The following is a 24207-nucleotide window of genomic DNA, read 5'->3' on the forward strand; positions in this document are numbered from 1 at the left end:
ACGCGGGTCATTCGAGTACCGGCTGGGACTCGCCGATGATGGCGCCGGCCGCGTAGGCGACGACCACCGCGGCGGCGACCGTGGCGACGACCTGCGTGGCGGCGATCGGCGCCACACCGTCGAAGACCTGCCCCTCGGCCCCCTCGTCGAGCGGGCCGACCGCATCGGCCCATCGACGGCTTCTGACCTGCTGCACACTGCCTCCTCTGTCAGCCTGACCGGCACCGGCGAGGCGCCCGCCAGATCCGTCACGGAACCGCGCCCCCGGACCCGGCGGACCCGGCGGGACTGACGTTCCGCTTCCGCCACAACGATGGCGAGGCCACCGGACGAACGGAAGATCGTCGGCTGGCACAAGGCTGCAGGGCCGCCCGCAGGATGATGCAGCGTGCGACGCGTGGACAGCCGCCACGATCAGGGCGGCTGCCCTCGCGCGGGCCGTACGGACGCACTCAGCCCAGGGCGTCGATCGCCTTCACGATCAGCACCCGCGCCTCCGCCCCGTACCTCGTCGAGCTGGTCGGTCACGTCCTGGGCGCGGTCGTGGAGCCAGCGGATCGCCGGGCGTGGAGTCGCAGCCTTGTGGGAGGCGAGCCAGCGAGTGTGGTCCCCGGTCGATGGCATGGACTCGCGCCAGTAGGCCGGTCATTACGGGTGGCCTCCGGGGCGGGCCGTCGTCAGTTCGGCGGTGACGGTGTGCCCGTGGCCGGTGTCGTGGATGGCGATGTGGTTCGCGAGGGTGCTGACCATGCTGAGGCCCCGGCCGTGCACCGCCGCCGCGTCCGCGGAGGCGATCCGGGGGATCGTGGCGCTGTCGCCGGCGTCCGCGACCGACACCGCGAGCACATGGTCGGAGAGGGCCAGGGCGACCTGGAAGACCCCGTTCTCCTGGCCGCTGGCCGTGTACAGGAGTGCGTTCGTGCCCAGCTCGCTCACGATCACCACCTCGTCGTCCGCGCTCGGGTGGTCGGTGAGGATGTCGCGGGTCCAGCGCCGTACCCGGCCGATCTCTTCCGTACGGCCCGGGCAGATCAGGCCCCACACCCGAACCTCACTCATATACTCGTGCATACAAGTTCTCCTATGCTGGCGGCGGCTATGGACCGCAGGTTTGTGCTAGATGAGTTTCACGCCGTCATGAGCCCGGACGGCGGGCGGGGAGAGAGCGTCCAGCGCGTCCTGGACACGGATCGCGTACGCCTCATCGGCCAGTTCGGCCGCCTCCTCGCGCGTGACCCAGCGCAGCGCCCTGGTCTCGTCGCCGGTGGTCGGCTGCCCCTCGATGGCGCGGCAGCGGAAGACGAGCGAGACGATCAGGCCCGTCATGTTCTTGTAGACCCCGGTCAGGGTCGCCGGGAGGGCGATCTTGATGCCGGTCTCCTCCAGGACTTCACGCTGGAGCGCGTCGGGGAGGGTCTCGCCGGCCTCGACCACGCCGCCGGGCGGTTCCCAGTGCCCGTTGTCGCGGCGCTTGATCAGCAGGGCGCGGCCGTGGCCGTCCACGATCACCCCGGCGACGCTCACGGAGTGGGGGCGCTCGGCAATCGTCACGTTCGGCATTCCTCGTCCCGGAGGGCTGGCTACGCTCTTCACCGTAGCAACCCGACTCGGCTTCTTGTCTAGATATCTAAAGGAGTAAACATGGCCGCTCTCGCATCCGGCCTGCTCGGCTCGCTGGACCCCACCAGCGACCGTGCCGTCTTCCGGCAGATCGCCGATCACCTGCGGGAAGCGATCGACAAGGGGCGGTTCGCGGAGGGCGCCAAGCTGCCCTCGGAGTCGGAGCTCGTCGAGCACTTCAGCGTCTCCCGGATGACGGTCCGCAACGCGCTCTCCATCCTCCAGAGCGAGGGCCTGGTCTCCTCCGAACACGGCAAGGGCGTCTTCGTCCGGCCACGACCGCCCGTGCGCCGTCTCGCCTCGGACCGGTTCGCCCGGCGCCATCGGGAGCAGGGGAAGTCGGCCTTCATCGTGGAGGCGGACGCGGCGGGCAGCCGCCCCGAAGTGGACAACCTGGAGGTCAAGGAGGAGCGGCCGTCCACCGACGTCTCCGCCCGGCTCGGCGCACCGCGCCGGGTGCTGGCCCGGCGGCGCCGGTATCTGCTGGACGGTCGGCCGGTGGAGTTCGCCACCTCGTATCTGCCGCTCGACATCGCCCGCGACACCCCGATCGCCCAGCCCAACCCGGGCCCCGGCGGCATCTACGCCCGGCTCGAAGAACTCGGGCACACACTGGACCACTTCGAGGAGGAGATCCGGGCCCGGATGCCCTCACCCCTGGAGATCAAGACGCTCCAGCTCGCCACCGGCGTGCCCGTCATCCATCTCATCCGCACCGCGTTCGACACCAAGGGACGCGCGGTCGAGGTCTGCGACACCGTCATGGCCGCCGACGCGTACATCCTCAACTACCACCTGCCCGCCAAGTAACCGCCGTGTCAGAGCAGTCCGCGTTCCCGCAAGGCCCCCGAATTCGGATCATCTCACCTAGACGACTAGGCGTTCTTGAGAGTGGAGGCTGACCCCGAGGAGACCTCCGCCGGTCTGGGCCGCCACCGAGCTCGAACGTCAGTGGATGCCAGAGGCCCCCAGCCGTGATCGACTGGGGGCCTCCGTACTAGTGGGCGCGGACGGTTTCGAACCGCCGACATCTGCTTTGTAAGAGCTTCTTTCCACAGGTCACAGGGTTTCCGAGGAATTCCGAGAATCTCCGAGAACCCCGGACGGCCATGATGGCGCATCATCCTATGGAGTCCCCGAGACACTCCGAGAACCTCCGAGCCGGGGTTGTGGACCCTATGTGGACTCCGAGTGGATTCGGAGGCTAACCGCCTACGACACCACCCGGAGTCCACGTCCACCGCCCAACGCATCCCGGACCCGCTCGCGCGCATCCTCGCTCTCATGGGTGTACACCCAGGTCACCCGACCGCCTCGCTCTTGGCCAAGGACCGACTGGGCATCCTTCTCCGGGACTCCCGCCCCATGCAGACGGGTCGTGACGGTATGCCGGTAGTCGTAGACCCGCGGCCACCACTCATGCCGCTTCGTCTCCGGGTTGTATACTTTGCGGGCAACTCCAGCCTGCACCGTTGCCCGATGCCACGGCCGCGACAGGTTGTTGACGTTGAGCGCCGCACCGCGCGGCCCACGGATCAGCAACTCCTCCACATGCAGGTCGTAGCCGTCGCCGATCGCAGACCGCGTCCGAGCCGGTGCCCACCGGGCCTTCATGAACTCGACCGCCGTCCAGGCTCGGTCCGTCAAAGGCACCGTGCGAAATCCGGCGTCCGTCTTCGGCGCCAGCTGCCGCACGAGCCGGCCGCCGTCGAGGACGAGGATCTCCTTGATGTGAGCGAGTCGCTCATCGTCGTCGATACAGTGCAGGCGGAGCCCGGCGTACTCCCCTGGACGCAGGCCTGTCTCGTGTGCGAAGTCCTTCAGGATCACCTGGTAATACGGGGGCAGGGCAGCGTGGATCAGTGCGTACTGGGCTTCCGTCGGCGGCTTCAGATCATCCGGGTGCTTCTTCTTCCTCGTTGCGGTCACTTCCAGATTGACGGCGGGGTTGACACTGATCCGCTCACCGTCCTTGATCGCGGCGGCAAGCACAGCGATCAGTAGTTCCTTGGCCTTCTTCTGGCTGTCGTAGCCCGGGACCTCGTGCGTCAGCCACCGCTGAAGCGCCATGTATTCGAGGTCGATGAGCCTGTAGCCGCCCCATTTGGGGTTGATGTACTTGGTCCAGATGCCCATCTTGCGGTTCCGGGTGGTGAGCTTGCCCTTCTTCTTCTCGACGTCCCAGAACTCCTGCCACCAGGCGGCCAGGCGGATCTGACTGCGTTTGGGGTCCCTGTACCGTCGCTCGCGCACGTCGGTGCGGGTCTTGTCGAGGAACGCCTCGGCGGCCGTCTTCCCGCCGTCCTTGATCTTGAAATTCTTCGACCTCTGCTTGCCAGCGGGATCCCGGTAGCGGGCCTGCCACGCACCAATGCAGTCCCGGTGCTTCTTCCTCTCGCCATACTCCTCGGGCGGATACTCCTCCAGGCATAGCCCACAGCCGCAGCTCTTGCTCCGGACCTGGCGGGGATTGTTCGTTGCTCTACGAGGCACGATGGATCACCTCGTCCTCCTGCCGGTTGGGTACGCGAGGCAGCTCCACGGCGGCCCCGCACCAGCAGCGTGCACCAGCCGAGGGCTGGGGGATGGCGAGTTCGGTGAGAACGGCGCGCACGCCTATGAGGGCCGCTTCAGGGGGCACCCCCTGCGGCACTGTGATCACATGACGGGACGGGTCCCACGGCAGGATGAGCGCGGCAGGAGCGGCTTCGGTGCGGATGCACATACAAATTCCCCCGTGATGCGGGCAGGCGACAGGCTGTCAGCCGCGGGGGAGGACGTGGCCGTGCGACCGACCGTACCCCCAAGAGGGTGAATAGGCGACCGATCTTGGCACATTGAGCCCCATGAGCCTTACAGGGAGTGAACAGGTCCGGTTTTGTAGGACCTACCGCGTCCTGTTTGCGTCACGCAGCGCGCGCAGCTGAGTCTCGGTGAACTCCTGCTGATCTTTGGTGAGTTCACGGAACAGCTCAATGATCCGTTGCTCTGCATCCGGACTGAGCGGCCCGGGGGCCTGGCGGCCGGCGGCGGCAGAAAGCTCTTCCCTGCTGAACCGAGGAAACGCCGCAGCGAGGGCCCTGATGGCCTCGTCGCGCGGGCGGCGCTTGCGGTGCACCCAGGTGTTGACCGTGGCGGGAGACACGTCGATGCGACGAGCGATTTCACTGTCGCTCCGGATGCCGTACTCGTCCTTCAGGCGCTTCAGGATCTGCGCGAAGTCCTCGCCGGGGGTCTCGTCGGTGGTCTCCACAGACGTAAGGGTGCCCTCAGCTTCTACTTTTCGCAAGTAAAAGTAGAAGCGTGGCGAGAACTGGAGCAGCGCGCAGCCTCCCCGCTACGCGGCGTCGCGTCGGCATGCGCCACACGGTAGAACGCCCGTGCGAATCACGCCACCCGCACTCGACGAATCCTCGGAAGTTCTCGGAACTTCCCCGTTGACAGACTTCAACAGCAACTGTAGAAATGTCGCAACGCCTCAACGTCGAGGCTGCACCCGTCTCACCCCGCACGAGGTACCCATGCCAAAGGTGCTCCGCAAGAGCGAAGGCCAGCCAATCCGCGACGAAATGAAGCGACAGAAGCTGACCCTCGACCAGCTGTCCGAGCTGACCCGAGCGGTCGACCCGGAAGGGCGCGGAGTCAGCCCGGCCGCCATAGGCCGACTTACCGGCACGGGGCGCACCGCGCGAGACCGATGCGAGCTGCACACGGCATGGCTGATCACCGAAGGGCTCGACGCCCGAATGCACCGGCTCTTCAGCATGCCTCCACATTCAACAGCAACTGTAGAAAGGTCAAGGGCTGATGCCGAAGAAGAGTGACCGCACGGTCCCCCTCCCTGCCGGCCTGACCCCCCTGCTCTCCCAGCCTCAGCTGGAGACCCTCTACGGAGTCTCCGACTGGACGGTCATGAAGTGGATCAAGCAGGGAATGCCGGTCCGCCCATACCCCGGCCGCGAGAAGCGCTTCGACCTGAACGAGGTGGAGGCGTGGATGGCGGACAACGACCCGGCGCGTGACTGCGAGTTGGCCACCGCGACCGCCTGACCCCCAAAAGTTTCGGGGCCCCCGGACCGTGCCTGGTCCAGGAAGCCCCTCCGGCAGTACCTCAACCAACCAACAAACGAAGAGGTCCACCGTGACTATTGAGTCTATCCGGCGCTTTGCGCCGACTGATCTTCCGGCGGGTGATCGGCGGACGGTGCGGGTCGTCGGTGTCCTGCCGACCCGCCCGACGACTGTGGCCGAGGCGTTCCGGGCTGCGGCCCGGTTGATCGCGGCGAACGGTCACTGGCAGGGGGATTACGTCCCGGATGCGTTCGATCGGGAGATGGATGTTCCGCATGCTCTGCGGCCGATGTCGATCGTGGCGGCGTTGAAGTGCGCGATGTCGGGTGATCCGCATCGGGACAGTCTGCTGGCTGACAACGCGATCGCTGTGTTGGCGGCTCGGTTGGAGGTCGGCGGGGAGGTCGGCCCGTACCGGACGGGCATCTTCGACCTGGAGGAGCACATCGCGGCGTGGGGTGATGCCCCGGGTCGGTCGGTGGAGTCGGTGGTGGCGGTGCTGGAGGCGGCTGCTGACGCCACGGTGGTGGCGCTGTGAGCACCCCGAAGAGCAGGGATCCGATCGCGGTGACCACAGCGGATGGTGTGTCGTGGCTGCGTCGGGCGGTTACGTCTGACGGGCGTGGCCTGTACGCGGTGGCGGGGGTGTGTGACTGCCCGGAGTTCGTGATGGCGACGCTGCCGGAGCTGGCGGAGCACGGGCTGGCCGGGTTCGAGTTCGGTCCTTTCGCGGCTGGCGAGGTATCCGAGGGCGGTGACGACTGATGTCGGACGGTCTGGAGCGGCTGGACGTGCCGTCGGAGAGCTGGAGCGCGGCGGCTCAGGTACTGGCTGAGCTGAAGGCGGCGACGCCGCAGCAGCCGGATTCCGAGGTCGATGTCGCGCCCGCGTCCGGGGGTGGGTCGTGATGGCGCTGGAGGAGCGGGTGATCCCGGTGTCCGACGTGCTGGTGCTGCCGGTCGTGCCTGCGGGTGCGGGGGATCGGCTGCTGCGGGGCCTGGGGCTGGCTGAGCCGGTGACGTCGTGTCTGGGCTGTGAGCGGGCGATTCCGGCGGGTCGGACGTGGTGCGGCTGGGTGTGCCGGAACTTCGACGACCGCCACGACGACTGCAACGAAATGGACGGCGATGAGTGATTGCGATGGCTCGGACTGCCGTGACGTGTACGGGCACGGCGCGGACTGCATCCACTGGTCTGTGACCGCCCGTCCGATCGGTCCGTGTGAGCAGGCGATGGCTGAGGACGGGTACGGCTCGCTGGCCCGCTGGATGCCGCCCCGTCCCGACACCACCACGACGAACGCCCCGAGGAGGGCCGCATGACGCTCGACGAACTGATCACCGCCTTGAGGCAGGCAGACCCCGCGCAGGTCGTCCGGAACGGCTTCGCCAGCCCGCACTCCTACCGGGGCTACTACTCCGAGCTGGCGTTTGAGCCCGCGCAGGACGTGACGGTCGGCGACATGCTGGACGCTGCGGTGAGCGCCCTTGGCGAGACCTACGAGGGCTACAAGGGCGGCAGTTTCACCATGAGCGGGGGGACTGACTGCTACCTCGCGGTCTACGGCCGAATCGGCCGTGCGATCAGCGAGGACACCATCATGGTGATGCTGAACCCGCCCATCTCCCGGGCCGAGGTGCTGCAGGAGGCTGCTAACGCCTTGGACGCCAAGGTCCGCGCCATACGCGCCGCGGACCGGTTCGAGGACGGCTGGGGCGACACCCGAGGCCCCGGCCTGATGGCCGCCATCACCGAGCTCCGTCGCATGGCCGACGAGACCGCCGCGCTGGAGAAGGACACCCCCGACACCCGAGAGGACGGCACCCGATGACCGATGCCCGTACCGAGCTGCGCAGGTACATGACCAGCGCGGACGCCGACCGCCTGTACGCCGCGATCAGCTCCGAGACGCTGCGGACGGCCGCTGACGAGATCGACGACGCCGAGCTGCCCGACGATGTCGCGGACTCGGACGCGCGTGCGTTCGACGACGGCGCCGCATGGGCTACCGATCTGCTGCGGCAGCGCGCGGAGAAGGCCGCCACTGCCGGGGCGTCCACGGCACCCCGCATCACCACCATCCGCGTCTCCGGCACCCGAGTCGACTGGCGGGAGGGCCAGGCCCGCCGCCGGCGGACGCTCCCCAGCGTGGGGGAGGCTCGCCGCTTCCGCGAGTACCTGAGGGGCGTCGCACGCGGCGGCGATGCCGGATGACGATCGCACCGCTGGCCGGGACTTCGGTCCCGGCCCCCGGGCCCGGCCTCCCGCCCCGAGTCGCCGAGCGATGGCCGCTACTACCTCCCCAGGAGCCCGCGATGACGATCACGCCCGAGGTTGAGGCATTGGCCCCGGCCGTCATCGACGGCTTGTCCGCGGAGGACTACCACGCCGATCGGACGTCGATCTCGTCGACCGGGCTCCGCACAATCCTCGCCCCCGGATGCCCCGCCCAGCTCCGCTACGACCTCGACCACCCCCAGCCCCCCAAGCGCGAGTTCGACCTCGGGCACGCCGCGCACCTGATGGTGCTGGGCGAGGGCCCGGAGCTGGAGGTCATCGACTACCCGGACTGGCGGAAGAAGGGCGCGCAGGACCAGCGCGACGCCGCCTACGCCGAAGGCAAGACGCCGCTCCTCACCAAGGACTACGACATGGTCCAGGCGATGGCTGAGGCGATCCGCCAGCACCCGCTCGCCGGCCCGCTGTTCACCCCGGGGACGGGCCTGGCAGAGCAGTCGATCTTCTGGACCGACCCGGCGACCGGTGTCCGCTGCCGGGTCCGCCCGGACTGGCTGAAGCAGCTGCCCGGCCTGACCCTCGCCGTCGACTACAAGACGATCAAGAGCGCCGACCCGGAGACCGTATCCAAGGCAATCCGGGACCGCGCCTACCACCAGCAGGACGCCCTCTACACCGACGGCGTCGAGGCCGCCGGGCTCGCCCCCGACGGATGCCGCTTCGTCTTCGTCTTCCAGTCGAAGGCCGCCCCGTACCTGATCACCGTGCGGGAGCTCAACCAGCAGGACCGCGATATCGGCCGCGCCCGCAATCAGCGCGCCCTGCGCCTCTACGCCGACTGCCAGCGCACCGGCATCTGGCCCGACTGGACCGGCCCCGTCACCGAGATACCCGTCATCTCCATGCCGCTGTGGGCCGTCCTGTCCGAAACTGAGGAGTACCTGAAGTGACCAGCGAGATCGCCACCCGCGACGAGAACGCCGTCGTCACGGCGGACACCCCGGCCGCACAGCCGACCGACCTCATGCAGTGGGTCGAATCAGCCCGCCAGGCCTCCATCGTTGCTCAGTCTCTGGCCAAGACGTCTTTCGCTGGCGCCTACCGCGGCAAACCCGATGAGATCACCGCCGCGATCCTCACCGGGCAGGAGCTCGGCCTCCAGCCGATGACCGCGCTGAAGTCTATCGACGTGATCCAGGGGCAGCCCGCTCTCCGTGCGCACGCCATGCGCGGCATCCTCCAGGCCCGCGGGCATGAGGTCGAGGTCGTCGAGTCCACGGACACGCTCTGCATCATGCGGGGCCGCCGCAATGGATCCGAGAGCTGGCAGCAGGTCGTGTGGGACATCCCCCGTGCCCGGCTCCTCGGGCTCCTCGGAAAGGATCAGTGGAAGAAGCAGCCGAAGACGATGTTGGTCGCCCGCGCCACCGGGGAGATCTGCCGCCTCGTCGCCTCCGACGCCCTGCACGGCATGCCCTACGTCGCCGAGGAACTTGACGGATCCTCGGTCTACACCGGGCAGGTCATCGCCCCGAAGGCCCCGCTCAACGTCGCCGCCATCACCGCCGTACCTGAGCAGCCCGCCCCTACGGCTCCCGAGGAGCAGTACACCGTCGGCCGCGACGACCACCCCGACGACGACGGTGACGGGCTGTGGCAACAGGAGGAGACCGACGACCAGCCAGCCGTCGCGTGGCCGGCGGTCGCGGAGCCCGGGTCGGGGGCCGTCTGATGTGGCGCATTGTCCGCTCCCGCGAGTACCGCCGTCTCCACCGGCACATCGCCATCCTGCAAGCCGCCCTCGACTCGGCGACGACCGATGCCGTCCAGCAGAGTGAGAGGTCACGAAGGGCTGACGCGCACGCTACCCATCTCTCCGACCAGCTCGACGGAGCCGCGCGCCGACTCCGTCAGTACACCGCTGCGATGGACGTGTACGCCATCGGCAGCGAGGCCGCACTCGTCCGCTACGAGACCCGCATCGACCGGCTCGCCCGTGCCGTCGCCAGGCTCCGGGCCGAGCTGGCCAAGCAGAAGCGGGTGACCTCCCGTCTGTCCGGTCAGCTCATGGACTCGATGGGTTACACGGAGGCCGAGCGTCGTCTCCTCGACGCCGCGCTCGACCGGGAGACGAGCTAGCCCTGTCTGCCCCCGGGGCCGGGATGTCCTGCCTCCCGGCCCCGGCCGGGCCCCACCCTCAGACCATAGAGGAGACCCGAATGCCTCACCTCACTGTTGCCGAGCGGCTGGCCGCCGCGGACCGCGACTTCACCCTCGCTGCCATAGCCGACCAGTCCGAATGGGACCGCTTCCTTGTCGAGCAGGCCATCCTCGCGGTCGGGGAGACCCGCGACACCTTCTCCGCCAACGATCTCAGGACGCTGCTTCCCGAGATGGGCCACGGCTATCTCGGTGCTGCGATCAAGGCGCTCCAGGCCGGGGGGATCATCCGGCCGACTGGCGCGATGGTGCCCTCCACCAGCCCCGCCACCAAGGGCCACCGGCTCACCGTCTGGACGCTGACCGCCCGAGGCCACGCCATCGCCGCACACCGCCGCACCGCACACACCGGGAGGGCGGCATGAGCCAGCGCCCTCTCCCCGACCACGGCACCCGCGCCTGCTACCTCCGAGGCTGCCGTCGCACCGAGTGCTCCACCGCCCACTACCGCTACATGAAGCGACGCCGCCTCGACGCCCTCGCGGGGAAACCCCGCCGCACCCCCGCCGTCCAAACCCGGGCCCACGCCGAACGACTCCGAGCGGCCGGCTGGAGCCAGGCCCAGATCGCCCGCGCCGCAGATATCCACCACCGCATCATCAGCGCCATCATCGCCGGACAGCCCACCGTCGCCCGCCACACCGCGCTCGCAATCCTCACCATCTCCATCGGCCCGCCGCCCGCCGACCTCAGGGACACCGACCCGACCGGAACCATCCGCCGCGTGCGCGCCCTGGTGGCGATCGGCTGGCCGCTCGCCCAGCTCGCGCCCCAACTGGGGCTGCACCAGAGCGCTCTCGGCCGGCTCGCCCGCGGTCACCACCCCATGGTCCGGGCCGCCACCGCGGAGCGTGTCGCCCGCGAGTACCGACGCCTCGCGCGCATTCCCGGACCCAGCACGCACGCGAGGAGCATCGCCCGCCGAAACGGCTGGCTGAGCCCGATGGCATGGGACGACATCGACGATCCCGACACCCAGCCCGAGACCGACATGCAGTCCGGTCCGCTCAACCGCAACCAGCAGGGCGCCGCGCGCCGCGAGGAGATCGTCCACCTCGTCGAGTTCGGGATCTCCGAGGGCGAGATCGCCGCCCGCCTCGGAATGGCCCCCGCCTATGTCCACGACCTCATCCACAGCCTGAGGAAGGCCGCCTGATGTCCGACGACCGCTTGCGGGTCACGCTCGCGACCCTCGCCGAGCGGTGGCGGGAGATCGCGGACTCCACGGAGTCTCTCGCCATCACAACTGCAAATCGCGTGCTCTCTGAGGCCCGGTACGAGCGGGCCCGGCACATCCGGCGGGCTGCCGACGACATCGACACCGTCCTCCGCACCGGACGCGTGCCCCACGACCTCATGACCACCACCGAACTCGCCCAGAACGGACCCGCCCGATGACCGCGTTCCGTCCCACCAGCCCCGATGTATGGGCCGCCAGCCCCGAGACCGTCTCAGCGATCCTCCGGTCCGACGACACCGGCCCCGACGCCCTGCACCCGGCCCAGATCGGCGTCTTCTGCGACCACTGCGGACGAGCCGACGAGCGCGACTACCTCGTCAACGACCGGACCAGCAGGCCCGAGCGGTTCGAGATCGCCCGCCGTCACCTCCGCGCCGAGGGCTGGACCTGCACACCGAACGCCGACCTCTGCCCTACCTGCACCGCCTGACCCCTCCCCGCCTGACCGTCCGGAGCGGCCGGCCCCGAGCCCCGCCCCGGACAGCCCCAACCTCTGGAGCCCACTGTGGACACCACTCAGCTCACCCAGCTCGTCACGAAGGCCGTCAAGCAGGCCATCGCCCAGGACAAGGACGGCGCACTCACCACCCTCCACGAGATCAGCAAGGACGGCGACTTCCAGATCTACGCCGCCTGCTGCGGCTTCGCCCAGTACGGGAAGGCCGCCCTGATCAAGCTGTACGGCGACCAGGCACCCACTCCGGACACCGGCGGGTGGGGCTTCCAGGCCCTCGACGGTGCGTCCCCGCCCGAGCTGTTCGCGAACCGGTTCCTCGTCGCCTACGCCAACGACGACAAGGTCACCGCCCCAGCCCTGTTCCGGACCGCACTGGAGAGCGAGCAGTACGTCGAGTCCGTCTGGGCCCTGCTGGGCAACTGTGCCGCCCTCGCCCGCATGGCCGCCTCCGCCCGTCCCTGACCCGTCCTGGTCCGGGGCCCGCGCCCCGGACCACCGAACCCCTGTACAGCCCGTACAAAGAAGGAAGCCGCGATGGCGCAGATCAAGCTCGACACACGGTTCATCCACTCACCCGCCGTGATGTTGCTGAGTGACCGTGCCTTCCGGCTGCACCTCGCCGCCATCTGCTGGACTGCCCGACACGGCACAGCTTGCGTCATTCCGAGCAAGGGAATCTCGCAACTTTTTCCGGTCCGTCAGGCACGCAAGGCCGCCGACGAACTCGTCGCCGCCAGCCTGTGGGCCACCAGAATCGACGGCGACTTCCTGATCACTCACGACGCGTTCAGCGTCGATCGGGATCCGGAGTACGGCCCCGGGCAGCGCGAGCGGATCTACAGCCGAGACGGACATCGTTGCGGTCGTTGTGGCGCAACCGACGATCTCACCCTCGATCACATCCACCCCCGCTCCCGAGCCGGAGGCGACTCCGACGAGAACCTCGCAACGCTCTGCCGCTCGTGCAACAGCGCAAAGGGGGCTCGGATCTAATGCCTTGGTTCGCTCTGGACGACGGATTCGACACACACCCGAAGGTGCGCAAGGCGGGCAACGCCGCCATCGGCCTCTTCTGCCGCCTCGGTGTGCACGCCGCCAAGCACCTGACCGAGGGCCAGCTCGACGGGTCCATCGTCCGCGACTACGGCACCCCCGCCACCGTCCGCAAGCTGATCACCGTCGGCCTCCTCCACAGTCACGGCCACACCTGTGGACGCTGCGAACAGCCGACGGAGGACGGCTACATCATCCACGACTACCTCGACTACAACCGGTCCCGCGCCCAGATCGAATCCGCCCGCGAGCACGCCCGGAAGCGTCAGCAGAAGGGCCGCAGCAGACAGCGAAGCGAGCGGAACTCGCGCGATTCTGACGCGATTCTCGACTCAAACTCGCGCGAAAATGAATCGAGTTTCGCTCCAAACTCGCGTGAAAATGAACCCCTGTTTGGCGATGAAACCGCTGGTCACGGCAGTACGTCACGGCGTGACACCCATGAGGGTGAAGCGGTGGTCCCCTCCCCTCCCCTCCCAGCCCAACCACAGGTGGTTGATGCAGTTAGGGAGGGTGCAGGTAGCAGTAGCCGCCCGCCCGGGCCTGATGGCCCCGCACCGATTGACGACGCCGGCTTCACGGTGACTGACGGAATGCGCCGCTGGGCCCACCGCGACGGATACGCCGCCCTCATCGACATCGACCACTCCACCGCCCAGTTCGTCAGCCACTACCGCTCCACCGGCGCCCACCGGAAGAGCTGGCCCGACGCCTGGCAGAAGTGGATCCGCGACGACGCCAAACGGGCCGCCGACCGCGGCCAGCGACCACCCTCCAACGTCATCGCCCTGCCGACCGGCCAGACCCTCACCGGCACCGACGCCAAAGTCGCCGGATGGATGGCCATCGCCCAGCAACTCCGCCAGGAAGGAGACCCCGCATGAACGCCGACCAGGCGGCTGAGCTGCTCGCTCACTGCTCCGGCTTCGACAACCGGCAGCCCTCCGTCGCCGCCGCCAAGTCCTGGGCCGCCGCACTGCCCGACGTGCCGTTCGACCAGGACACCCGGAACGCCGTCGCCGCCTACTACACGACCCCACCCCAGAACCCGAATGAGCGGCTGTGGATCCTGCCCCACCACGTCCGCACCCTCCGCACCAAGATCCGCAACGCCCGGCTGGAGAATTACCAGTACGAGCCGCCCCCGGGTGACAGCGACCCGCACTACCTCGCCCGCTACCGCGGCCAGGTCGCCGCCGTCGCCTCCGGCCGCATCCCCGCCCCCGCCGACAGGCCCGTACTCGAAGGCGGCCCGAACGCGCGGTTCGTCCGCGAGCTGGAAGCCCGTGACTGGACGGTCGGCCAGCCCGTCGATGACGAACCTGCCGCGGCCGTCCACGTCGCCGGACCGCTGTCCATCGCCTGCCCCGTCCCCCGCTGCGCCGCCGCCATCGGTCATCCGTGCAAGACCGGCCGAGCGACCGCGAAGTACCCAATGGGCAAGCCGATCCCCCGCGCCCACCCCGCACGCCGCCGGGCCGCCGCCGGGGAGCCCGAGGTGTCCGCCGCTCAGCGGGCCGCCGAGGAGGACCGGATCCGGGAAATGTCCCGCCGGGCCCTGGAGCGGCTCACCAGCGAGCAGCAGGCGTCCTGATGGGCGCGCCCCGCCCGGCCGGGCTCGGAGGCCCACAGAACCCCGCCCACGCCGTCCCCTGCCCCCACTGCCGGGCCCTCCCCGGCCAGCCGTGCACCGTCCCCGCCACCGGCCGCCGACTCCCCAGCCCCCATCCGTCCCGCACCACCAGCACCGAAAGGCCCGCCGCATGAGCACCATCCCCGCCGCACCGGAATCCGACGAGCAGCGCGAGGACCGGGAGGAGACCGAGCGCGCCCACGCAGCCGGTGATCACGGGTACTGCGACGTGACGTGCGAGGTAGAGATGCCGTCCGCCATGCTCCGGAATTTCATCCTCGCGAAGGGCTACCCCGGCACGGCAGGAGCACTCGACGAGCTGCTGCGCCGCGCCACCGAGGACTCCACGGGCGCCCGCATCGCCGCTCTCGAAGCCCGGATCGCCGAACTGGAGGCCAGCCGGTGACCGCCATCCCCGCCGCGGTCCTCACCACGATCCGCGCGGCCGAGGAGGACGCCGACCTCATCGGCGAAGACCTCGACGCCCGCGCCACCCGCGTCGCCATGTACCTCGCCTCCAGCGGCTGGACCATCACCCCCACCGCACCCGCGCCTTCGGCCGGGACCCGGCCCCCCTGCCCCACCTGCGGCACCAGCCAGCTCATCACCACCGCCGGCCTCATACGCCGCCACCGGGATCCGAGCGGAACCCGCTGCCCCAGCTCCGGCACCACGCCCTGACCCACCCCACCCCACCACCACTGACCAGGAGTACGAAATGACCTCTGACCTGGACTGGAAGCAGAGCGCGCTGTGCGCCCGGATCGATCCCGACGCCTGGTATCCGGACGGGGGGACGGTGCCTGGCTGGGTGCGTGAGACGTGTGCCAGGTGCCTGGTGCGGGCCGAGTGTCTGGCGTATGCGCTGGAGCGGCGGGAGCGGCACGGGGTGTGGGGCGGGTTGTCGGGGGCGGAGCGGCGGCGGCTTGTCCGGCCTGCTGCGTGAGGCCGGGAGGGGGCCTGTGCGGCTGTCTCGCGGCCGAACGGCCCGGATCCGCCCCATGGGTCGACCCGGACCCTGAGCGGCCCTCAGGGGCCCGCAGAGCGCCGCCGGTTGACCGGCCGCCCGGGCTGGATCCCGCCGCCAACCACCCGCCCACACGCCACAGCAAACACCGCAACTGCAAAGAAAGGCTCATTGTGACCACCACCGACCCGGCCGTCGCCAAGGCGCAGCGGCGCGGCGACTTCTGGAAGCGCCGGTTCGAACACATGCAGACCGACCGCGACCGCGCCGACAAAGCCCTCGCCGCAGCCGAGCAGCACGCCGCCGCCCTCAACGCCATCCTCGACCGCGTGCAGCAGATGGCCACCTGCTGGGAGCAGCAGCTCCCCGAGACGATCCGAATCCCCGCCGTCGTCAACGCACTGCGGGCCGCGCTGGAGATGCGCAGCACGGCGCCCCCGCTGGACCACCGGCAGATCCTCGACCGGGCCGTTGCCCACCTCCGCTCGATCCCGGTCAACTGCACCGCGCTGACCGGACCGGTCTGGTACGGGCAGGGCTGGCAGGACGTGATCGGCGAGCTGGAGGAGTTCGCCGACCGGGTGACCGACGCCGCGCCCACCACCCCGTGACCGACCCGGTGCAGCGCCCGGCCGATATCCGGGCGCTGCACCCCCACCATCCCACCACCACCCAGGAGGCCGGCCGTGATCACGACCCCCGGCATGCGGGAGCTGACCCACTGGATCAGCCACACGACCCTCGCCCCTGATCCAGCCGCAGCAGCCCAACGCCTCTACGACAAGATCGCGATAGAGGTCACCGACGTCGAAGCCCTGCGGCTCCGCGCCGAGCTGACCACAACCCAGGACCTCCGCGCCGCCCGCGCCGAAGTGCACGCCTACCAAGCCCTGTGCCGATCGCTCATCAAATTCGCGCACGGTCGCGACGACGACACAGCCAAGCGCGTGTACACGACCATCGCCCGCTTCAACCTCGGCGAAATGTTCAGGCCGGGCGGCGGCGCAGACCGATATCTGATCCCCGTGGAACTGCTGGACACCCCGGCCACCGACCAGCCAGCCGAGACCGGGCCCACCACCCCGAAGGAGACCCGCTGATGCCCGCCCGACTCCAGCGCCGCCGCACCAAGGGCTGGCGCAAGCCCGACAACACCGTCATCGTCACCCGGCCCAGCCGGTTCGGGAACCCCTTCACCCTCGCCGGGGCCGTCGAATGGCTCGGGGCCGAGACCCCCGAGCAGGCCCGCGAGGCATGCCACATGGCGTTCCAGTCCTGGGTGCGCGGCTCCGACCAATGGTGGATGGGCCCCGAAGCCGCCGCCACCCGAAAGCGCCTCCTCGACGGACTGCACGAACTGCGCGGCAAGAACCTCGCCTGCTACTGCCCGCTCCCAGAGCCCGGTCAGCCCGACCACTGCCACGCCGCCGTACTACTCACACTCGCCAACCCCACCTAAGGAGAACCATGTCCGACCACCCCGAAGCCTGCGGCGAAAACAGCTGCTACTGCATCGGCACCAGCGCTGAGCACGCCGACTGCGCCTGCGGATGCGACTGCCCCCGCTGCTGGGACTGCCTCCAGAAGACCGACAGCTGCACCTGCTGACAGCAGCACGCCGCCCCCGCTGACGACGGGGGCGGCACCCGCCCAGTCCACCACCACCAGGAGAACCCGATGACCGCCCCGTCCAGCACGCCGCGCGGTGAGCGCGCCAGCCGCCCCGGGACCCGCTGGGAGACCGCCCTCCGCTGGGGCGGCGAGCAGCTGGCCACCGAGCCCGAGCCCGACTTTCTCCGCGAAGCCGCCGACCGTGTCCGGCAAGACGCTGAGACCCACGCCCGCTGGCTGGAGGGCATGGCCGACGCCTGGGCAGGCGACCGCTCCGGCACCCCGGAGGACAGGGAACTAGCGGTCCGGATGGCGACGGCGGTCCTCGGACGCCAGCCCGACAACCGCCGAGTCCCCGCCCACCACGATCCCGAGCCCGCTCCGGCCGCCAACCGGGCCACCCGCCGCGCGATAGTCCGAGCTGCCAGAAAGGCGAACCGATGACCGATCCAGCGACCGAAGCGACCGAACTCCGCGAGCGACTCGCCCGCGCCCTCGCCGGACACGCCGGGAGCCGCGCCTTCCTCGCCTCTGGCCGCGTGTGGGACCACCACCGGGCTGTCTGGCACGACCTCGCCGACGCGATCCTCGCCGCCCGCGACACCGAGATGGAGCAGCTCCGGGCGGACTGCCAGAAATGGGCCGACCTCGCTGCGGCGGCCGAACGCACCCGGCAGCTCCACAAGCACGACGCCGACCGATACGAGGCCGAACTCCGAGCCCGCGCCGAGACGGCCGAGGCGGAGCGGGACCAGCTGCTCGCCGAGCTGGACGGCCGGGACGAAGAGGCCCGGGAACGTTGGATCCAGAAGCAGCTCGACGAGACCGGCCTCAAGTCCATGGACTTCCGCGACGGCATGAGCATGGACATCGAACCGGCCCGCGACATGGTCGCCCAGTGGGTCGGCGCCGCCCGCGCGATGCTCGGAGACGCTCCGAACTACAGCGAGACCCCGGTGGAGATGACCGTGAAGGTCGGCGAGTCACCCGAGCGGTTCGCCTTCGTGCTCCAGCGCGTGGGGAAGCTGACGCCGCACCAGGCCCGCCAGCAGGCCGAAGCCCGCGCCGAACGGGCCGAGGCCGCCATCACCCGCGTCCGGGCCGTCGTCGCCGACATGCACGGAATCACCGGCGCCCGCTTCTGGGCTGACGCCCTCGACACCGCCCTCGACCAGGAGACCGACCGATGACCCGGCCCGCCGAGCACTGCGGCCACCAGGCAGGAGGCGTCTGGGACGACGGGGCCCCGGCGGAGTGATCCTGGCCCGACCACCCGCCCGGCCGCCCGGCCGGGCGGTACCGTGGACCCGCGGACGCACGGGGCGAACCGCTAGAAGGGAAGCGTGAGGCCATGACCGAGCAGCAGTGGACCATCGACTCCATCGCCCACGCCCTACCAGAACCCGCACTTCGGCAGCAGTTCCTCGCCGAAGTGAACCTCGCGCCACTGGCCGCGGTCCCCGGCGTGCTGGACCGCTGGGTCAGCACCGTGACCGAGTGGCAGGCCGCCGAGCGCCGACTCGACCACATCGTCGACCACATCGCCCGCCACGGCGAACCGCCGGCCGGCCACCAGCCGACCGACGCGGCGGCCGACGCAACCGACGACTTCCTCCAGCAGCTCAGTGCCAGCAGCAGGGAGGGACGGGCCGCGTGACCTGGCGTGTCATCATCCCCACCGATTTCCAGCAGCGGATCTGGGACCTCCCGCCCGGCCCGCGTTCGGCGCTTCACGACTTCGTCGCCGAGCGGCTGAGGATCGACCCGCATGCGGCGACCAGCCCTTACGGGCAGGATCCCGGCGGCCCGGTGCAGGTGCGGACGGCTGCGGTCGGCCCGTTGATCACCGCGTGGATCGTCAGCGCGAAGAGCGGCGACATCACACTCGTCGAACTGGTCCACGCAGGCTGACCCCCGGCACGACAGAGCCCCCGACCGCGGTGGTCGGGGGCTCACTGCTGCCCGGGGTTACGGCATCCATTCCTCCACCGTGACCCAGCCGTCTCCGCTCCTCCGGATCTCACCGGCGGGCCGGTCGACGTGGAACTGATGCCTGCACGGATACACATCGACCCGAATCGCCATCGGCTCGTCGAAGACGGACCACCCCACTTGCTCGGCGGGCGCGTCGCATTCCGGGCAGCCGGGGAGAGGCACGCGGGCCTCGCCGTCGACCAGCCGATGGATCTGCTCGGAGTGAATGTAGTGGTCGCGCTTCTCGAACGCGGCGTGGAAGGCCATGGCGCGGGCCCCGTCGAGCGGGATCTCCTCGGTGCTCACAGCCGCCACGCTTCCCGGTAGTCGGGATGATCGGTGTAGGGCAGAGCGAGCAAGGCCGCTGCTCGGCCCAGGCCGTTGGCCCAGCCGCCTGCCCATTCGTAGCTGGCGCCCTCGTTGTGTATGACCTCTGCGTACTCGGTCAGCACCCGCCGCTTGGCGTCGATCTCCCGCAGTACCCGGGCCGGATCGTGGCGGGCGATGTGCCCAGCCGCAGCAGCGGGCACCTCGTCCGTGTCGATCGCGAACTGCGGCAGCAGCGTGCCGATGTTCGTCGGGAACTCCTCCACGCTCCGCAGGCAGAAGCGGTTGTTCTCCTCCGCGTCGGTGAGCATCGGCCCCCGCGCCGGGTCCGGCTCGACAGGGGTGTCCGTTCCGGGCTCAACCCACTGCCAGTGCACGCCCCCCGGCTGAGCGGGCCCTTCCCCTCCGTCTCGGCTCGCTTCTACCGCCCACAGCTCGTCCTCGTCGTAGCGGGCGGTCAGGAAGTCGACAAGATCATGCACCGGGGCCTCCTCGGCTACTTGGGCGCGGCTGACGGGTACGGCCTCGCCAGCCTTCAGGGCCTCCTCCGACTCCACGGTCAGCCCGTGTGCGGTCAGCGCCTCCCGGATTCGGCCCGGGATCGCTGCCGCGCCCGCACGCTCACCGGGCGCGACGCCGACCTTCACGACCACGGTCCCGTCCACCGTCCACACCTCCACATCCGGCACCGTCGGCAGCCCCGGGTGAGCGTCGACCCGGAGTCCGGCCGCCCGCAGCGCGTCCCGTACCTCCCCGACGCTGAGCATGCTCACCGTCACGGTGGCGTAATGGCTGCTCACGAGCTCTCCTCCGTCTCGCCCTTCTTTGGGCGCTTGTTACCGCGCAGCCCCTTGGCGATCTGCTGAGCGCGGGTGAAGTGCACCCCCATCACGTCGCCGATCTCCTGCCAGGTCTTCCCCTGATTGCGCAGATTCAGGACCCGTTGCTGACGGATCTCTCTCAGTCGGGCGCTTCAGCTGCTCGGAATACGGGACGAGAACGACAAGGGGCCGCTGCTTCCTCGTCAGAACGACGGGCGGACCTCCGCCCGCGATGGCGTCAATCGTGCTGATGGGGTCCGAACGGAACTCCGTCATGGTCATGGTCGCAGCTGGAACCTCCCCGAGCAGGTAGACGGGCCACTGCACCCCCGCCTCGTTGTAGCGCGGCCTCTCCCGTTCGATTGCCCACTCCTCCGCCGCAAGTGCCCCTGCTCGGTCTGTGAACCACTCAACCTCGCGGACGGCCACCTGCGGCCACCACCACTTCTCTCTGCGGTGCTGCCTGAAGCGCATCTTCGGATCGTGCGCCACCCCTACATATAGAAGCTGGTCACCCGAGTCGAACAGGCGGTACACGGCCGTCCGGCGCACTTCACTCTGGCTGCTGCTCATGACTCTCCTTGGTCTTCGGCTTCGGCCGGGAAGACCATCTGCCCGCGCCCCGCTCGATGTCCTGCACGGTCCCCAGGGACACGCCCAACTCGGCGGCGATCTTCCGATACGGGACCTTCTGCGCCCGTAGATCGAGCACGACCTGACGCCGGTACTCCATGAACCGCTTGTTCCGCTCCGCCTGATCCTTGAGTAGCTGGCCGATTGCGCGCGCTCGCGCCAAGGGGTCCGTCATCTCCTCAACTGCACCAAGGGCCTCGAACACACGCTGCGCCTCCTCCTCGATCGGATTCTCGGCCATCCCGTCCTCATTTCCGGGGAGCCGCTTGCGTCAGTGTATGGGAGCCCATACATTGGCATCAAGCAGTCCAGCTGAACGCAGTTGGCCCCGGCCGGAGTTGCACCTCCATTGGCCGGGGCCGGACCCACCTCAACCACTACGAAAAGGCAGGTCCTCATGGATCGTATCTCCGTCACCGCGTCTCGTCGCCTGGTCGCCGCCGGTCACCGGCACGGCACTGGCCCTCTGGCCGTGATGTCGGCCGCCGACCTGGCTGCTCACGCTGCCGCGTCCCACGTCCGGCCCACCGTCACCGTCATCCCTGGCGACTTCCGGCTCACGCGGCACGCCATCACCGCCTGGACCCGTACCAGTCCCGGCCGCCAGCAGCTCATCATCGACCTCGCCGAGCAGTACCTCGCGCAGATCGACCGCCCCGCGATCCCCGGCCTCCACGACACCTCCGCCAGCAGCACCACACGCAACCGGATCTACGCCTACGACCTCCACGACGGGCAGACGATCACCCACCACCTCGGCCTCAGCGGCATCCACCCCGCCACCGGACAGCTCGCCACCATCTGCCGCGCCCTCGTCGCCCACACCCACGAGACCGCCGACCTCCCCCAGATCCCCTCGGCCGACGACATCGCCGCCGCCGAACACGACGCCCGCGCCGAGCTCGTCACCGCCTACATCACCGCCACCGCCCGCCACGATCAGGTCACTGCCGCGCACATCCGCTACGAAGCCACCCTCTGGGACCTCACCAACAACGGCCCGTCCCTGATCGCCGAGCTCGACGGCACCCGCGAGACGGCCGCCGCGTGATGACCCACACCGACCCCGAGCAGCCGGACGAACAGCCAGCCCCGGCGGACCCGACCGTCGCCGAAACCGGCCTCCCCACCGTCACCCCCGCTGCTCTCCGCGCCGACTACGACAGCTACGCCGAAGGCCGCGCCCGCCGCGAACGCCAGTGGAGGACCCGATGAGCCCCGCCCCCCTCCCGCACCGCGACCCCGGCGGCACCTTCGAAACGAACCCGCTGCCGCCCCCGGACCCCCGCCCCACCGAGGACCCCATCGGATTCCTCCGCGCCGCCAGCGCCTCCAGCCCCAACCGGCTCGACCACGACGACTAGCCACCCAGACCGCCGCGCCCCGGCACCACCCCCGCCAGCCGGGGCGCGGCACCCCGAACCAGCTGAAAGGCCCGACCTCGTGATCTACATCGCCATCGTCCTGTCGATGCTCGCCCTCGCCGGACTCATCGCCTTCACGATCTACGCCCTGCTCTGGCCCACCAGCCGCCGCTGAACCGCCCCCCGGCCAGTCCCGCGCGGCACGGCCGCGCCCGCCGGGGAATGGGCGGGCCCGGCCATCCCAACCGACCACCGACCCGGAGAACCGCCATGCCATACGACCCCGACACCGCCCTCGACCGCGCCCACGACGAAGTCCGCGCCGAAATCGCCCGCGTCGACAACAAAGTCGGCCTCCTCCTCGCCTTCAACGGCGCCGTCCTCCTCGCCGTCGGAGCCCTCGCCAAAGACCTCCACGACATTGCCCTCGCCGCACAGATCACCGGCAGCCTCGGAATCGTCACCCTCGGCGGATCCATCACCCTCCTTCTCCACGCCGTCCGGCCCCGCCTCGGCGGCAACGCGCCAGCAGGGTTCCCCCTGTGGGCCACCCAGACCAGCTTCGAGATCCGCCGCGAACTCGCCACCGACAGCCGGGCCGACGACATCGCAACCCTCTCCCGCATCGCCCTCGCCAAATACCGCAAGCTCCAACGCGCCGTCGACCTCACCCGCGCCGGCAACCTCACCATCCTTCTCGCCGCCGCCCTCGCCACCATCTGACGGAGACCACCGTGCTCGCCCGCCTCTTTCGTCGCGCCAAGAAGCCCAAGAAGCCCAAGCCGCCCCCGACCGCCCGGCCCGCGTACACCGGCACCGGTGCCCCGCGGATCCTCATCGGGGCCGTCCTCCTCGCCGCCCTCTCCCTCGCCTGGTCTGGCTACGCGATCACCGACCTCATGGAATCCGGACCCTTCGGCCTGTCCGTCGCCTTCGCCGGTGACATCGGCTGGCTCACCGTCCTCTGGGCCGAATACCACCGCGTGCCCGTCGCCGGCCGCACCTGGATCCCCCGCGCCGCGGGATGGGCCATCGCCCTCGGAGTCGGCGCACTCCTCGTCCTCCATGGCATCGAGGAAGACCACCTCGGGCAAACGATCGCTGGCCCGCTCGTCGTCCTCGTCGGCAAAGGTGTCTGGGAGATCGCCCTGCCCGCCCTCCGCGACCCCACCCGGCTCACCGACGAACAGCAGGCCGAGATCCACTCCGTGATGCGCGACAGCGAGCACACCGCCCGCATCAACGCCGCACGCCGCACCCAGGTCCAGGCGGAGGCCGACGCCGCGATCGAGCGCATCCGGCAGCAGGCCCGCATCACCGCCGCCCGCGACCAAGCCGACTTCGAGATCGCCCTCGACCGGCTGGAGATGCGCGCCGAGATCGACCGCCGCTCGCCGCTTGCGCTCAGCTACGCGGCTCAGCCCGCTGACCCCCAGGCTCAACCGGCGGCTGAGCGTACTGAGCCCCCTGCTGAGCCTGTCGAGCCCGAGCCCTCCACGGCCCCTCTTGTTCTCACGTCGTCGCTGGCCAGTCCCACTGAGCCCCCGGCCCAGCCCGGTGAGCCCTTCGGGTTCTCCGCGCACCTGTCCGCCCAGTCGGCGCAGCGCTTCGCCGCCGTCGAGAAGGTGGCTGAGCTCTTGGATCAGGACCCGGGGCTCACCTCGGCTCAGGTCGCTGAGCGCCTGGAGGTCAGCTCGGCGACCGCGAAGCGGTACCTCCGCGAAGCCCGGACGCCCAGGAGGCCCCGGCCATGACCGCCCCCGCGGGGGAGTGGACTCTCCGCGACCTGGCCGACGCCTGGCACGCCTGCGCCGTCCTCGGCCTCCTCAACCCCACCGCCGCGGTCCTGACCGAGGGCTACGGCCTGATGTTCGCCGCCCTCTCTCTCGCCGCCGGCCGGACGCGCCCCGCGCTCACCGTCGCCGCCGGCACCACCCTCGCCCTGACCATCAGCCACCTCATCCACTGAGAGCCCGCG

Annotated in this window: 45 protein-coding genes and 1 pseudogene; 36 read left to right on the forward strand and 10 right to left on the reverse strand. The window is 69.9% G+C overall.

Features of this window, described 5'->3' with window-relative positions; all coding sequences use genetic code 11:
• Positions 1 to 7 precede the first annotated feature (7 nt).
• From FF041_RS23655 to FF041_RS23665, 3 genes are all read right to left on the reverse strand, one after another.
• Positions 8 to 196, reverse strand: a complete 189-nt coding sequence (locus FF041_RS23655; RefSeq protein WP_153483909.1) for a hypothetical protein — start codon at positions 194 to 196, stop codon at positions 8 to 10.
• 452 nt (positions 197 to 648) lie between these two features.
• Positions 649 to 1059, reverse strand: coding sequence for an ATP-binding protein (locus FF041_RS23660; protein ID WP_407698188.1), 411 nt, complete (start codon positions 1057 to 1059; stop codon positions 649 to 651).
• A 57-nt stretch (positions 1060 to 1116) separates the two neighbouring features.
• Positions 1117 to 1524, reverse strand: a complete 408-nt coding sequence (locus FF041_RS23665; RefSeq protein ID WP_323392546.1) for an NUDIX hydrolase — start codon at positions 1522 to 1524, stop codon at positions 1117 to 1119.
• A gap of 117 nt (positions 1525 to 1641) precedes the next feature.
• Between FF041_RS23665 and FF041_RS23670 the strand changes: the two genes are divergently transcribed.
• On the forward strand, positions 1642 to 2430 hold the full coding sequence (locus FF041_RS23670) for a GntR family transcriptional regulator (RefSeq protein WP_153524674.1): 789 nt from the start codon (positions 1642 to 1644) through the stop codon (positions 2428 to 2430).
• A gap of 402 nt (positions 2431 to 2832) precedes the next feature.
• On the opposite strand, the gene FF041_RS23675 is transcribed toward FF041_RS23670, so the two are convergent.
• The 3 genes from FF041_RS23675 to FF041_RS23685 all read right to left on the reverse strand — a co-directional run bounded on the left by FF041_RS23675 (position 2833) and on the right by FF041_RS23685 (position 4873).
• Complete coding sequence (locus FF041_RS23675; RefSeq protein ID WP_323392518.1) at positions 2833 to 4113, reverse strand: tyrosine-type recombinase/integrase; 1281 nt, start codon at positions 4111 to 4113, stop codon at positions 2833 to 2835.
• Positions 4103 to 4345, reverse strand: a complete 243-nt coding sequence (locus tag FF041_RS23680) for a hypothetical protein (RefSeq protein ID WP_153524675.1) — start codon at positions 4343 to 4345, stop codon at positions 4103 to 4105. The genes FF041_RS23675 and FF041_RS23680 overlap by 11 nt, the downstream gene beginning before the upstream one ends.
• A 162-nt stretch (positions 4346 to 4507) precedes the next feature.
• Positions 4508 to 4873, reverse strand: a complete 366-nt coding sequence (locus tag FF041_RS23685; RefSeq protein WP_323392520.1) for a helix-turn-helix domain-containing protein — start codon at positions 4871 to 4873, stop codon at positions 4508 to 4510.
• A 268-nt stretch (positions 4874 to 5141) separates the two neighbouring features.
• Here FF041_RS23685 and FF041_RS23690 point away from each other — a divergent pair, with 268 nt between their 5' ends.
• The 29 genes from FF041_RS23690 to FF041_RS23830 all read left to right on the forward strand — a co-directional run bounded on the left by FF041_RS23690 (position 5142) and on the right by FF041_RS23830 (position 19021).
• Positions 5142 to 5444, forward strand: a complete 303-nt coding sequence (locus FF041_RS23690) for an XRE family transcriptional regulator (RefSeq protein ID WP_153524677.1) — start codon at positions 5142 to 5144, stop codon at positions 5442 to 5444.
• Positions 5428 to 5670 (forward strand): helix-turn-helix transcriptional regulator, encoded by a 243-nt coding sequence (locus FF041_RS23695; protein ID WP_153524678.1) that lies wholly within the window; start codon positions 5428 to 5430, stop codon positions 5668 to 5670. The genes FF041_RS23690 and FF041_RS23695 overlap by 17 nt, the downstream gene beginning before the upstream one ends.
• Before the next feature lie 91 nt (positions 5671 to 5761).
• Positions 5762 to 6229, forward strand: a complete 468-nt coding sequence (locus FF041_RS23700; protein ID WP_323392522.1) for a DUF6197 family protein — start codon at positions 5762 to 5764, stop codon at positions 6227 to 6229.
• A 226-nt stretch (positions 6230 to 6455) separates the two neighbouring features.
• On the forward strand, positions 6456 to 6599 hold the full coding sequence (locus tag FF041_RS23705) for a hypothetical protein (RefSeq protein ID WP_153524679.1): 144 nt from the start codon (positions 6456 to 6458) through the stop codon (positions 6597 to 6599).
• The gene (locus FF041_RS23710) at positions 6599 to 6826 is read left to right on the forward strand and encodes a hypothetical protein (RefSeq protein WP_153524680.1); all 228 of its coding nucleotides are present in this window, start codon (positions 6599 to 6601) and stop codon (positions 6824 to 6826) included. Before FF041_RS23705 ends, FF041_RS23710 begins: the two co-directional genes overlap by 1 nt.
• A gap of 183 nt (positions 6827 to 7009) precedes the next feature.
• Entirely contained in the window at positions 7010 to 7522 is a 513-nt protein-coding gene (locus tag FF041_RS23715) for a hypothetical protein (RefSeq protein WP_153524681.1), read from the forward strand.
• On the forward strand, positions 7519 to 7905 hold the full coding sequence (locus FF041_RS23720) for a hypothetical protein (protein ID WP_153524682.1): 387 nt from the start codon (positions 7519 to 7521) through the stop codon (positions 7903 to 7905). Before FF041_RS23715 ends, FF041_RS23720 begins: the two co-directional genes overlap by 4 nt.
• A 101-nt stretch (positions 7906 to 8006) precedes the next feature.
• Positions 8007 to 8879, forward strand: a complete 873-nt coding sequence (locus FF041_RS23725) for a PD-(D/E)XK nuclease-like domain-containing protein (RefSeq protein WP_194292142.1) — start codon at positions 8007 to 8009, stop codon at positions 8877 to 8879.
• Positions 8876 to 9661 (forward strand): hypothetical protein, encoded by a 786-nt coding sequence (locus tag FF041_RS23730; protein ID WP_153524684.1) that lies wholly within the window; start codon positions 8876 to 8878, stop codon positions 9659 to 9661. Before FF041_RS23725 ends, FF041_RS23730 begins: the two co-directional genes overlap by 4 nt.
• Positions 9661 to 10068: a hypothetical protein gene (locus tag FF041_RS23735; RefSeq protein WP_153524685.1), complete on the forward strand. Its 408-nt coding sequence runs from the start codon at positions 9661 to 9663 to the stop codon at positions 10066 to 10068. The genes FF041_RS23730 and FF041_RS23735 overlap by 1 nt, the downstream gene beginning before the upstream one ends.
• An 80-nt stretch (positions 10069 to 10148) precedes the next feature.
• Positions 10149 to 10514: a hypothetical protein gene (locus tag FF041_RS23740; RefSeq protein ID WP_153524686.1), complete on the forward strand. Its 366-nt coding sequence runs from the start codon at positions 10149 to 10151 to the stop codon at positions 10512 to 10514.
• Positions 10511 to 11305, forward strand: a complete 795-nt coding sequence (locus FF041_RS23745; RefSeq protein ID WP_153524687.1) for a hypothetical protein — start codon at positions 10511 to 10513, stop codon at positions 11303 to 11305. The genes FF041_RS23740 and FF041_RS23745 overlap by 4 nt, the downstream gene beginning before the upstream one ends.
• Entirely contained in the window at positions 11305 to 11547 is a 243-nt protein-coding gene (locus FF041_RS23750) for a hypothetical protein (RefSeq protein ID WP_153524688.1), read from the forward strand. The genes FF041_RS23745 and FF041_RS23750 overlap by 1 nt, the downstream gene beginning before the upstream one ends.
• Positions 11544 to 11819, forward strand: a complete 276-nt coding sequence (locus tag FF041_RS23755) for a hypothetical protein (RefSeq protein ID WP_153524689.1) — start codon at positions 11544 to 11546, stop codon at positions 11817 to 11819. Before FF041_RS23750 ends, FF041_RS23755 begins: the two co-directional genes overlap by 4 nt.
• A gap of 75 nt (positions 11820 to 11894) precedes the next feature.
• Positions 11895 to 12308, forward strand: coding sequence for a hypothetical protein (locus FF041_RS23760; protein ID WP_153524690.1), 414 nt, complete (start codon positions 11895 to 11897; stop codon positions 12306 to 12308).
• 72 nt (positions 12309 to 12380) lie between these two features.
• Positions 12381 to 12839 carry an HNH endonuclease gene (locus FF041_RS23765; RefSeq protein WP_228388572.1) on the forward strand — a complete coding sequence of 153 codons (459 nt, stop codon included), beginning with the start codon at positions 12381 to 12383 and terminating at the stop codon, positions 12837 to 12839.
• A complete protein-coding gene (locus tag FF041_RS23770) occupies positions 12809 to 13783 on the forward strand; it encodes a hypothetical protein (protein WP_153524691.1) in 975 nt (324 codons plus the stop codon). Before FF041_RS23765 ends, FF041_RS23770 begins: the two co-directional genes overlap by 31 nt.
• Complete coding sequence (locus FF041_RS23775) at positions 13780 to 14493, forward strand: zinc finger domain-containing protein (protein WP_153524692.1); 714 nt, start codon at positions 13780 to 13782, stop codon at positions 14491 to 14493. Before FF041_RS23770 ends, FF041_RS23775 begins: the two co-directional genes overlap by 4 nt.
• Positions 14494 to 14662: 169 nt before the next feature.
• Positions 14663 to 14938 (forward strand): hypothetical protein, encoded by a 276-nt coding sequence (locus FF041_RS23780; RefSeq protein ID WP_153524693.1) that lies wholly within the window; start codon positions 14663 to 14665, stop codon positions 14936 to 14938.
• Positions 14935 to 15213 carry a hypothetical protein gene (locus FF041_RS23785; protein ID WP_153524694.1) on the forward strand — a complete coding sequence of 93 codons (279 nt, stop codon included), beginning with the start codon at positions 14935 to 14937 and terminating at the stop codon, positions 15211 to 15213. Before FF041_RS23780 ends, FF041_RS23785 begins: the two co-directional genes overlap by 4 nt.
• A gap of 37 nt (positions 15214 to 15250) precedes the next feature.
• Positions 15251 to 15478, forward strand: a complete 228-nt coding sequence (locus FF041_RS23790) for a WhiB family transcriptional regulator (protein ID WP_153524695.1) — start codon at positions 15251 to 15253, stop codon at positions 15476 to 15478.
• Between the two features lie 194 nt (positions 15479 to 15672).
• Positions 15673 to 16110, forward strand: coding sequence for a hypothetical protein (locus FF041_RS23795; protein WP_153524696.1), 438 nt, complete (start codon positions 15673 to 15675; stop codon positions 16108 to 16110).
• 75 nt (positions 16111 to 16185) lie between these two features.
• Positions 16186 to 16599: a hypothetical protein gene (locus FF041_RS23800; RefSeq protein ID WP_153524697.1), complete on the forward strand. Its 414-nt coding sequence runs from the start codon at positions 16186 to 16188 to the stop codon at positions 16597 to 16599.
• Complete coding sequence (locus FF041_RS23805; RefSeq protein WP_153524698.1) at positions 16599 to 16958, forward strand: DUF4326 domain-containing protein; 360 nt, start codon at positions 16599 to 16601, stop codon at positions 16956 to 16958. The genes FF041_RS23800 and FF041_RS23805 overlap by 1 nt, the downstream gene beginning before the upstream one ends.
• An 8-nt stretch (positions 16959 to 16966) precedes the next feature.
• Positions 16967 to 17107 carry a hypothetical protein gene (locus FF041_RS23810; RefSeq protein ID WP_153524699.1) on the forward strand — a complete coding sequence of 47 codons (141 nt, stop codon included), beginning with the start codon at positions 16967 to 16969 and terminating at the stop codon, positions 17105 to 17107.
• A 69-nt stretch (positions 17108 to 17176) separates the two neighbouring features.
• A complete protein-coding gene (locus FF041_RS23815; RefSeq protein ID WP_153524700.1) occupies positions 17177 to 17554 on the forward strand; it encodes a hypothetical protein in 378 nt (125 codons plus the stop codon).
• Positions 17551 to 18300, forward strand: a complete 750-nt coding sequence (locus tag FF041_RS23820; RefSeq protein WP_153524701.1) for a hypothetical protein — start codon at positions 17551 to 17553, stop codon at positions 18298 to 18300. The genes FF041_RS23815 and FF041_RS23820 overlap by 4 nt, the downstream gene beginning before the upstream one ends.
• A gap of 161 nt (positions 18301 to 18461) precedes the next feature.
• Positions 18462 to 18767, forward strand: coding sequence for a hypothetical protein (locus tag FF041_RS23825; protein ID WP_153524702.1), 306 nt, complete (start codon positions 18462 to 18464; stop codon positions 18765 to 18767).
• Entirely contained in the window at positions 18764 to 19021 is a 258-nt protein-coding gene (locus FF041_RS23830) for a hypothetical protein (RefSeq protein ID WP_153524703.1), read from the forward strand. Before FF041_RS23825 ends, FF041_RS23830 begins: the two co-directional genes overlap by 4 nt.
• A 57-nt stretch (positions 19022 to 19078) precedes the next feature.
• Here the strand turns inward: FF041_RS23830 and FF041_RS23835 are convergent, their stop codons facing one another.
• The 4 genes and pseudogenes from FF041_RS23835 to FF041_RS23850 form a co-directional block, all read right to left on the reverse strand.
• Positions 19079 to 19390 carry a hypothetical protein gene (locus FF041_RS23835; RefSeq protein ID WP_153524704.1) on the reverse strand — a complete coding sequence of 104 codons (312 nt, stop codon included), beginning with the start codon at positions 19388 to 19390 and terminating at the stop codon, positions 19079 to 19081.
• Positions 19387 to 20211: a DUF6221 family protein gene (locus tag FF041_RS23840; protein ID WP_153524705.1), complete on the reverse strand. Its 825-nt coding sequence runs from the start codon at positions 20209 to 20211 to the stop codon at positions 19387 to 19389. The genes FF041_RS23835 and FF041_RS23840 overlap by 4 nt, the downstream gene beginning before the upstream one ends.
• 369 nt (positions 20212 to 20580) lie before the next feature.
• Positions 20581 to 20805: pseudogene (locus FF041_RS40575) on the reverse strand (GIY-YIG nuclease family protein); the annotation flags it as partial.
• The gene (locus tag FF041_RS23850; RefSeq protein ID WP_153524707.1) at positions 20786 to 21106 is read right to left on the reverse strand and encodes a helix-turn-helix domain-containing protein; all 321 of its coding nucleotides are present in this window, start codon (positions 21104 to 21106) and stop codon (positions 20786 to 20788) included. The pseudogene FF041_RS40575 and the gene FF041_RS23850, both read right to left, overlap by 20 nt.
• A gap of 156 nt (positions 21107 to 21262) precedes the next feature.
• Between FF041_RS23850 and FF041_RS23855 the strand changes: the two genes are divergently transcribed.
• The 6 genes from FF041_RS23855 (at position 21263) to FF041_RS23880 (ending at position 24198) form a co-directional block, all read left to right on the forward strand.
• Positions 21263 to 21916: a hypothetical protein gene (locus FF041_RS23855; protein ID WP_153524708.1), complete on the forward strand. Its 654-nt coding sequence runs from the start codon at positions 21263 to 21265 to the stop codon at positions 21914 to 21916.
• Positions 21913 to 22080 (forward strand): hypothetical protein, encoded by a 168-nt coding sequence (locus FF041_RS23860; RefSeq protein ID WP_153524709.1) that lies wholly within the window; start codon positions 21913 to 21915, stop codon positions 22078 to 22080. The genes FF041_RS23855 and FF041_RS23860 overlap by 4 nt, the downstream gene beginning before the upstream one ends.
• On the forward strand, positions 22077 to 22229 hold the full coding sequence (locus FF041_RS23865; protein WP_153524710.1) for a hypothetical protein: 153 nt from the start codon (positions 22077 to 22079) through the stop codon (positions 22227 to 22229). Before FF041_RS23860 ends, FF041_RS23865 begins: the two co-directional genes overlap by 4 nt.
• A gap of 270 nt (positions 22230 to 22499) precedes the next feature.
• A complete protein-coding gene (locus FF041_RS23870) occupies positions 22500 to 22952 on the forward strand; it encodes a Pycsar system effector family protein (protein WP_153524711.1) in 453 nt (150 codons plus the stop codon).
• 11 nt (positions 22953 to 22963) lie between these two features.
• Positions 22964 to 23983, forward strand: coding sequence for a winged helix-turn-helix domain-containing protein (locus FF041_RS23875; RefSeq protein ID WP_153524712.1), 1020 nt, complete (start codon positions 22964 to 22966; stop codon positions 23981 to 23983).
• Positions 23980 to 24198: a hypothetical protein gene (locus FF041_RS23880; protein ID WP_153524713.1), complete on the forward strand. Its 219-nt coding sequence runs from the start codon at positions 23980 to 23982 to the stop codon at positions 24196 to 24198. The genes FF041_RS23875 and FF041_RS23880 overlap by 4 nt, the downstream gene beginning before the upstream one ends.
• The last annotated feature ends 9 nt before the right edge of the window (positions 24199 to 24207 follow it).

Source organism: Streptomyces jumonjinensis (assembly GCF_009600885.1).
GTDB classification, from domain to species: domain Bacteria; phylum Actinomycetota; class Actinomycetes; order Streptomycetales; family Streptomycetaceae; genus Streptomyces; species Streptomyces jumonjinensis.